Raw genomic sequence first — 8,733 nt, forward strand, 5'->3', positions numbered from 1 at the left:
GGTGTGGGCCGTGGGGTGTGGGCCGTGGGCCGTGGGCTGTGCGCCGCGGGCGTGGGCCGTGGGTGGATACGCCGGAGCCCCGGTCCCGTGGGGGACCGGGGCTCCGGAAGGCTCAGGTCAGCCGGCCTGCTCGGCGAGCTGGAGGAACTGCCGCTTGGCGGCGAGGGCCTGCTCGGCCTCCTTGATCCGGCGAGCGTCCCCGGCGGCCTGCGCCCGGGCCAGCCGGTCCTCGGCCTCCGCCACCTGCGACCGCATCTGGGCGAGCAGCGGGTTGTCCTCCTTGGTGGTCCGGCGCCACGCCGAATCCATCACCTCGCGGACCTTGTCGTCGATGACGCGCAGCCGGCGCTCCAGCCCGGACGCGGCCTCCCGGGGCACCCGACCGGCCTCGTGCCACTGGGCCTGGATCTCCCGCAGCTTGGCCTGGGCGCCCTTCGGGTCGGCGTCGATGTCCAGTGCCTCGGCCTCGGCCAGCAGAGCCTGCTTGCGCTCCAGGTTGGCGCGCTGCTCGTTGTCGCGGGCGGAGAAGACCTCGCTGCGCCGGCTGAAGAAGGCGTCCTGCGCGGCCCGGAACCGTTCCCAGAGCTTCTGCTCGGCCTCCTTGGAGGCGCGCGGCGCGGCCTTCCACTGGGTCATCAGCTCCTTGAGCTGGTTGGCCGTGGCCGCCCAGTCGGTGGAGTCCTTGAGCTTCTCCGCCTCGGCGACCAACTCCTCCTTGGCCGTCTGCGCCTGCTTGCGCTGCGCGTCCAGGGAGGCGAAGTGGGCGCCCCGACGCCGGGTGAACCCGTCCCGGGCGGCGGCGAACCGCTTCCACAGTTCACCGTCGGCCTTCTTGTCGACCCCGCGGATGGTCTTCCACTCGTCGAGGATCTCCTTGAGGCGGTCACCGGCGGTCTTCCAGCCGGTCGACTCGGCGGCGAGCTTCTCGGCCTCCTCGACCAGCGCGGTCTTGCGGGCCAGGGCCTCGCCGCGAGCGGCGTCCCGGGCGGCGCGCGCCTCACCGGCCTTCTCCTCGGCGAGGGTGGCCAGCTTGTCCAGCCGCGCGGCGAGCGCGTCGATGTCGCCGACCACGTGGGCCTCGGGCAGCGAGGCGCGGATCCGCCGGATCGTGCTCAGCGAGTGCCCGGCGTCCGCCGCACCCGAGTTGAGCCGCGCTTCGGTCAGGTCCACCTCGGTAACCAGATCGGCGAACCGGCGTGCGAAGTGCGCGAGGCCCTCCTCCGGTGCTCCCGCCTGCCAGGATCCGACCACCCGCTCGCCCTCGGCGGTCTTGACGTACACGGTGCCGTCCGCGTCCACCCGTCCGAAGGCAGTCCAGTCGCTCATGTGCCCATCCTCGTTCTCCCGGCGTCGAGGGAACCGTCCCCCGTCGCCGCCACGGCGCAGCCAAGTTGCTTCCGGCATTGTCACAGGTCCGACCCGGTCCGCGTCGAGCGCCTATCGCCGACCGTGACCATACGGTGTCCTAGGGCCCGATTGACCGGATCGGCGCGGAGACGCACCGGGGATTCCCGCTACGGTAAACGGGTGCCACTGGTCGCCGCCGCCGTCTGCCCGCATCCGCCCCTGCTCGTGCCCGAGGTGGCCGGTGCCGCCGCGCCGGAGCTGGACGATCTGCGGGCCGCCTGCGACACCGCTGTTCGGGGGCTGTTGGCCGCCGATCCGGCCACCGTGGTGCTGCTCGGCGCCGGCCCGGTGACCGGCACCATCCCGTCTCCGGCCACCGGCTCCCTGCAGCCCTGGGGCGTCGACCTGGACGTGCCGCTCACCCCGGGTCAGCCGGACCGGGGCGCGGTCCTGCCGTTGAGCCTGACCATCGGCGCGTGGCTGCTGGCCCGGCACGGCGTGCGTCCGCCGGTGACCGCCGTGCAGGTGGCCGCCGACGCCGGCCCGGCCGAGCTGGCCGCGCTCGCCGACGAGGTCAACGCCATGGCTGCCCGGGTGGCGCTGCTGGTGCTGGGGGACGGGTCGGCCTGTCGGGGGGAGAAGTCACCGGGGTACGACGACCCGCGCGCCCGCCCGTACGACCAGCGGGTCGCCACGGCCCTGGCCGAGGCGGACCTGGACGGCCTGCTCGACCTCGACCCGGTCGTGTCGGCGGAGCTGAAGGCCGCCGGCCGCGCGCCCTGGCAGGTGCTCGCCGGCGCGGCCCGGTCGGCCGGCGGCGGATGGCGTGGCGAGCTGCTGCACGACTCGGCCCCGTTCGGTGTCGCCTACTTCGTCGCCTCCTGGCGACCGGCGTGAGCGGCGACGGGGGTCGCCCGGTCGGCACGGTCGTCGCGGTGGTCGGGCCGACCGCGGCGGGCAAGTCGGCGTTGAGCATCGCGTTGGCGCACGCCCTGAACGGGGAGGTGGTCAACGCCGACTCGATGCAGCTCTACCGGGGCATGGACATCGGCACCGCCAAGCTGACCCTTGCCGAGCGCGACGGGGTGCCGCACCACCTGCTGGACATCTGGGAGGTCACCGAGCCGGCCAGCGTCGCGGAGTATCAGCGCCGGGCCCGCGCGGCGGTCGACGACATCCTGTCCCGGGGGCGGGTGCCGCTGCTGGTCGGCGGCTCCGGGCTGTACGTGCGGGCGGTGCTGGAGCACTTCGACTTCCCCGGCACCGACCCGGCGCTGCGCGAGCGGCTGGAGCGGGAGCTGGCCGAGGTCGGCCCGGCGCCGCTGTACGCGCGGCTGCGCGCCGCCGACCCGGCCGCCGCCGAGGGCATCCTGCCCGGCAACGGCCGGCGGATCGTCCGGGCCCTGGAGGTGATCGAGCTCACCGGCGCCCCGTTCACGGCGTCGTTGCCCGATCCGGTGCCGTACTACCCGTCGGTGCAGGTCGGCGTGGATCTGGACACCGGGCTGCTGGACGAGCGGATCGCGCTGCGGGTCGATCGGATGTGGGCCGACGGCCTGCTGGCCGAAACCCGCGAGCTGGTCGGGCGGGGGCTGCCCGAGGGGCGGACCGCCAGCCGGGCGCTCGGCTACCAGCAGGTGCTGCGCTTCTTCGCCGGTGAGCTGACCGAGACGCAGGCGTACGACGAGACGGTCCGGGCCACCCGGCGGTTCGTCCGCCGGCAGCGGTCCTGGTTCCGGCGCGACCCGCGGATCCACTGGCTGGATTCGGCCGCTCCGGACCTGATCGAGGCCGCCCTGCGCCTCGTGCCCGCGCCTGCGCGATGATGGAAGTGTGGAGTTCACCAAGGGCCATGGCACGGGCAACGACTTCGTTCTTCTCCCCGACCCGGACGGTCAGCTCGACCTGACTCTGGAGCTGGTCGCGGCGCTCTGCGACCGGCGGCGGGGCGTCGGCGCGGACGGGGTGCTGCGGGTGGTCCGCGCGGCCAAGCATCCGGAGGGTGCCGGGCAGGCCGGTGAGGCCGAGTGGTTCATGGACTACTGGAACTCCGACGGCTCGTTGGCCGAGATGTGCGGCAACGGCGCCCGGGTCTTCGTCCGCTACCTGATCGACACCGGGCTGGCCACGCCGGCCGGCGCGGCGCTGCCGGTGGCCACGAGGGCCGGCGTCGTGCGCGCGCTGGTCGAGGGCGACGCCGTGTCCGTCGAGATGCGCCGCCCCCGGCTGTACGACGGCTCCACGGCCACCCTGGGCGGTCTGACCCTGCCCGGCACCGCCGTGGACATCGGCAATCCGCACCTGGTCTGCGTCCTGCCGGCGGGTGTGGAGCTGTCCGCGCTGGACCTGACCACCGCGCCCGGGTTCGACCCGGCGCTCTTCCCGAGCGGGGTGAACGTGGAGTTCATCGTGCCGGGCGACACGGTCGACGGCACCGACGGGCACACCCTGATGCGGGTGTACGAGCGCGGCAGCGCCGAGACCCTGTCCTGCGGCACCGGCGCCTGCGCGGTGGCCGCGGTGGCCCTGCGCGACGTCGGCCGGGACACGGGAGTGATCGCCGTGGACGTCCCCGGCGGCCGCCTGACGGTGACGGTGACCGACGACTCCTGCTGGCTGTCCGGTCCGGCCGTCCTGGTGGCCACCGGCGAAATCAACCCCACCACCCTCCCCGCCTGACCCTCGGCCCGCTCCGGCCATGTTGATCAAGAGGTTCGCGTCAGGAACCCTGCTGTTTCTGACGCAAACCTCTTGATCGCCGGGGCGTCGGGCAGGGCAGGGCGGCAGAGCGGGTTACGGGGTTGCGCTGGCGTTGGCGGCGATTTCGGGGAGATCCGTCGGGCCGGGGTCGGCCGCTGGCAGCGGGCTGGGGTTGTGCGCGGCGGCGCGTACGGCGGCGGCGACCGCCGGGGCGACCCGGGAGTCGAAGACGCTGGGCACGATCACCGTCGGGTTGATCTTCTCCTCGCCGACCACGTCGGCGATGGCCTGCGCGGCCGCGATCGCCATCTCCTCGGTGAACTCCTCCGCGTGCGCGTCCAGCATGCCGCGGAACACGCCGGGGAAGGCGAGCACGTTGTTGATCTGGTTCGGCTGGTCCGAGCGGCCGGTGGCCACCACGGCGGCGTGCTTGCGCGCCTCCCGCGGGTCGACCTCCGGGTCCGGGTTGGCCAGCGCGAAGACGATCGAGTCCTTGGCCATCTGGGCGATGTCGTCGCCGGTGAGCAGGTTCGGCGCGCTGACCCCGATGAAGACGTCCGCGCCCCGGATCGCGCCGGGCAGGTCGCCGGCGTAGTTGTTCTTGTTGGTGTTGTCCGCCAGCCACTGCCACGCCGAGTTGAGCCCGGTCAGCCCACGGTGCAGGGCGCCCTCCCGGTCGTACGCGATGATGTCGCCGACGCCCTGGCGCAGCAGCAGCTTCATGATCGCCGTGCCGGCCGCGCCGGCGCCGGAGACGACCACCCGGACGTCCGCGAGCTGCTTGCCCACGACCCGCAGCGCGTTCGTCAGCGCGGCCAGCACGCAGATCGCCGTGCCGTGCTGGTCGTCGTGGAAGACCGGGATGTCCAGCGCCTCCCGCAGCCGGGCCTCGATCTCGAAGCAGCGCGGCGCGGCGATGTCCTCCAGGTTGATCCCGCCGTACGCCGGCGCGATCGCCTTGACAATCTGCACGATCTCGTCGGTGTCCTGGGTGTCCAGGACCACCGGCCAGGCGTCCACCCCGCCGAAGCGCTTGAACAGCGCCGCCTTGCCCTCCATCACCGGCAGCGACGCGGCCGGGCCCAGGTTGCCCAGGCCGAGCACCGCCGAGCCGTCGCTGACCACCGCGACGGTGTTGCGCTTGATGGTCAGCCGGCGGGCGTCCGCCGGGTTCTCGGCGATCGCCATGCAGACCCGCGCCACCCCGGGGGTGTACGCCCGGGACAGCTCGTCGCGGTTGCGCAGCGCGACCTTCGAGGTCACCTCGATCTTGCCGCCGAGGTGCAGCAGGAACGTCCGGTCGGACACCTTGCGCACGTCCACGCCGTCCAGCGCGGTCAGCGCGTCGACCACCTGGTCGGCGTGGCCGGCGTCGGCGGTGTCGCAGGTCAGGTCGACGATCACGTGCGTCGGGTCGGAGTCCACCACGTCCAGCGCTGTGACGATCGCCCCGGCTTCGCCGACCGAGGTGGTGAGCCGGCCGATCGAGGAGGCGTCCGCGGTCACGGCGATCCGGATGGTGATCGAGAATCCGGCGCTCGGCAGTCGGGTGATGGCCACGGGGTCCCTCCGTCACGGCTGTGCGGCCGCTCGGCCGCCGCCCAGCATTTCTACCGGGTTGTCGAGGTCGACCGGCATTCGCCCCCGCTTTTGGCGACCTTCGGCACGGGCATATAGCAGGTGCGTTCGGCGTTGCCACATGTCAGGATTACGTTCTACTTATCAAAACGGACAGGAGAACCGCTTGCGAGACCAGGAGAGCTTTGTCCCCGTCGAGGACGAGCTCGACGACGTAACCACCGGCGAGATGGAGCTGTCGGAGCGGCAGTCGCTACGACGCGTACCGGGCCTCTCCACCGAGCTCACCGACGTCACCGAGGTGGAATACCGGCAGCTGCGGCTGGAGCGGGTCGTCCTGGTGGGCGTCTGGACCGAGGGCACGGTGACCGACGCGGAGAATTCGCTGACCGAGCTGGCCGCGCTCGCCGAGACCGCCGGCTCGCAGGTGCTCGAAGGGCTGATCCAGCGCCGTACGCGGCCGGACCCGGCCACCTACATCGGCCGGGGCAAGGTCGACGACCTCGGCGCTGTGGTGCTCTCCACCGGCGCCGACACGGTGATCTGTGACGGTGAGCTTTCCCCGTCCCAGCTGCGCAACCTGGAGCAGCGCACGAAGGTCAAGGTGGTCGACCGGACCGCCCTGATCCTCGACATCTTCGCCCAGCACGCCAAGAGCAAGGAGGGCAAGGCGCAGGTCGAGCTGGCCCAGCTGGAATACCTCCTGCCCCGGCTGCGTGGTTGGGGCGAGACGCTCTCGCGGCAGACCGGTGGTAGCGGTCGCGGCGGCGGCGCCGGCGGCGGCGTGGGTGTGCGTGGCCCCGGTGAGACCAAGCTGGAGACCGACCGGCGGCGCATCCGTCACCGCATCTCCCGGCTGCGCCGCGAGATCAAGAGCATGAAGACGGTACGCGTCACCAAGCGCGCCCGTCGTTCCCGTAACGCCGTCCCCGCGGTGGCCATCGCCGGCTACACCAACGCCGGCAAGTCCAGCCTGCTCAACCGGCTGACCGGCGCGGGTGTGCTGGTGGAGAACGCGCTCTTCGCGACGTTGGATCCGACCACGCGTAAGGCCACCGCCGCGGACGGGCGCCTCTACACCCTCTCGGACACGGTCGGCTTCGTCCGGCACCTGCCGCACCAGATCGTCGAGGCGTTCCGCTCGACGCTGGAGGAGGTCGCCGAGGCGGATCTGGTGGTGCACGTCGTGGACGGCACCCACCCGGATCCGGAGGAGCAGGTGCGCGCGGTCCACGAGGTGCTCGCCGAGGTCGGCGCGGACCGGCTCCCCGAGCTGCTCGTGGTCAACAAGACCGACGCGGCCGACGAGGACACGCTGCTGCGGCTCAAGCGACTCTGGCCGGACGCGATCTTCGTCTCCGCGCACACCGGGCGGGGCGTCGACGGGCTGCGCGCGGCGATCGAGGAGCGGCTTCCCCGGCCGGCCGTGGAGGTCCGGGCCGTCCTGCCGTACGACCGGGGTGACCTGGTGGCACGGGTGCACCGCACGGGCGAGGTGCTCAGCACGGCGCACCTGCCGGAAGGCACCCTGCTGCACGTCCGGGTCGGCGAGGCGCTCGCCGCCGAGTTGGCGCCGTTCGCCGAGCGGCAGGGTCAGCCGGCCGGCAGCCGGCGCTGAGCGGCCCCGGCGTCATCCCCCCGAAACGCGCGGCATGCGACACTGGCCGAATGCGCCGCGTTGTTTCCTCGGTCACGGTTGCCCTCGGCCTGCTCGGGGCAACCGTGGCGCTCGCCGGAGTCGCTGTCGCCGCTCCCGCCCCCGGATCCTCCGAAGCACCCGCCGCCCCTGCCGGCAAGAAGCGCTGCACGGTCACCGACGAGCGGCTGCGGGAGCTGTCCGGGCTGGTAGCGACCAAGAGCGGCTACATCGTCATCAACGACGGCACCGAGGACGCGGCACGTAAGCGGGTCTTCTTTCTCGACAGCAAGTGCAAGATCTCGAAGTCCCCGGTCCAGTACTCGGGGCAGGGCCCGTTCGACACCGAGGACCTCGCTCTCTCGCCGAACGGCGCGACCCTCTGGATCGCGGACACCGGCGACAACGTCTTCGCCAAGGAACGCCGCAAGCGGGTCGCGCTCTGGTCGATGCCGGTCACCGGCAGCAAGGCGCCGGTGCTGCACCGGCTCTCCTACCCCGAGGGCAAGCCGCACGACGCCGAGGCGCTGCTCATCGGCAACGACGGCAAGCCGCTGGTCATCACCAAGGTGACCAGCGGAAAGGCTGAGATCTTCACCCCGGCGGCGGCGTTGAAGAACGGCGACACCGAGCCGGTGCCGATGCGCAAGGTCGGCGACATCGCACTGCCCCCGACGGAGACCGAGAACCCGCTCAACACCTTCGGTCGGGTCGCGATCACCGGCGCGGCGCGCTCGCCGGACGGCGCCCGGGTGGTGCTGCGCACCTACGCGGACGCCTTCGAGTACGACGTCGCCAACGGTGACATCGTCGGCGCGCTCACCACCGGCAAGCCCCGGGTGACGCCGCTCGCCGACCCGTTCGGTGAGGCCATCAGCTACACCACGGACGGCAAGACCTTCCTCACCGTCTCCGACGGTCAGCAGTTCACGCAGGACGAGACGGTCGACATCCTCAGCTACACGCCGTCGACCTCGACGGCGAAGCCGCTGGCGAAGGATGCCGGTGCCGCCAAGCCGGGCGCCTCGCAGTCCTGGTTCGACGGGCTGAGCCTGGACGACATCACCTACCTGGTCGGCGCGGTCGGGGTGATCGGCCTGCTGCTGGTTGGCGCCGGCATCTTCGGCATCCTCCGGGCGCGCCGCCGGCCGCCGGCACCCGATGGGTCCGACCTTTCGGACCCGGACGGCGAACCTCTGGGTCCGCGTGGTGGCCGCACCGACGACGGGTTCCCGGCGGGTGACCGTGCGGGTGGTGTCTACGGTGGCGGCGCTCCGGCCGGCGGGGCGGTCTACGGCGCCGGCGGTGGGACGTACGGCGGCGGCGCGGGCCGTGGTGGTCCCGCCCCGGCGGGCGGCGCGGGCCGTGGTGGTCCCGCCCCGGCGGGCGGCGCGGGCCGTGGTGGTCCCGCCCCGGCGGGCGGCGCGGTGTATGGCGGTGGCCGCCCGGCGGCCGCCGATGGTGGCTACGGT

General features: G+C 72.9%; 7 protein-coding genes. 5 read left to right on the forward strand and 2 right to left on the reverse strand.

Going from position 1 to position 8,733, the window contains the following annotated elements; translation table 11 throughout:
* Positions 1-117: 117 nt before the first annotated feature.
* Positions 118-1,326, reverse strand: coding sequence for a DUF349 domain-containing protein (locus tag EAD89_RS04220; RefSeq protein ID WP_121674809.1), 1,209 nt, complete (start codon positions 1,324-1,326; stop codon positions 118-120).
* Between the two features lie 201 nt (positions 1,327-1,527).
* Here EAD89_RS04220 and EAD89_RS04225 point away from each other — a divergent pair, with 201 nt between their 5' ends.
* The 3 genes from EAD89_RS04225 to dapF are packed head-to-tail and all read left to right on the forward strand — an operon-like array spanning position 1,528 to position 4,026.
* Positions 1,528-2,244, forward strand: a complete 717-nt coding sequence (locus EAD89_RS04225; RefSeq protein WP_121674810.1) for a class III extradiol dioxygenase subunit B-like domain-containing protein — start codon at positions 1,528-1,530, stop codon at positions 2,242-2,244.
* On the forward strand, positions 2,241-3,173 hold the full coding sequence (gene miaA, locus EAD89_RS04230) for a tRNA (adenosine(37)-N6)-dimethylallyltransferase MiaA (RefSeq protein ID WP_121674811.1): 933 nt from the start codon (positions 2,241-2,243) through the stop codon (positions 3,171-3,173). The genes EAD89_RS04225 and miaA overlap by 4 nt, the downstream gene beginning before the upstream one ends.
* A gap of 7 nt (positions 3,174-3,180) precedes the next feature.
* A complete protein-coding gene (dapF, locus tag EAD89_RS04235) occupies positions 3,181-4,026 on the forward strand; it encodes a diaminopimelate epimerase (protein WP_121674812.1) in 846 nt (281 codons plus the stop codon).
* Between the two features lie 114 nt (positions 4,027-4,140).
* Here the strand turns inward: dapF and EAD89_RS04240 are convergent, their stop codons facing one another.
* Positions 4,141-5,607: an NAD-dependent malic enzyme gene (locus EAD89_RS04240; RefSeq protein ID WP_121674813.1), complete on the reverse strand. Its 1,467-nt coding sequence runs from the start codon at positions 5,605-5,607 to the stop codon at positions 4,141-4,143.
* A gap of 184 nt (positions 5,608-5,791) precedes the next feature.
* Between EAD89_RS04240 and hflX the strand changes: the two genes are divergently transcribed.
* Both hflX and EAD89_RS04250 read left to right on the forward strand, forming a co-directional pair.
* Entirely contained in the window at positions 5,792-7,243 is a 1,452-nt protein-coding gene (gene hflX / locus EAD89_RS04245) for a GTPase HflX (RefSeq protein ID WP_121653154.1), read from the forward strand.
* A gap of 50 nt (positions 7,244-7,293) precedes the next feature.
* The coding region (locus EAD89_RS04250) for a hypothetical protein (RefSeq protein WP_199733411.1) at positions 7,294-8,733 on the forward strand (1,440 nt) is incomplete at its 3' end.

This window comes from Micromonospora sp. BL4 (genome assembly GCF_003667505.1).
GTDB lineage: Bacteria > Actinomycetota > Actinomycetes > Mycobacteriales > Micromonosporaceae > Micromonospora.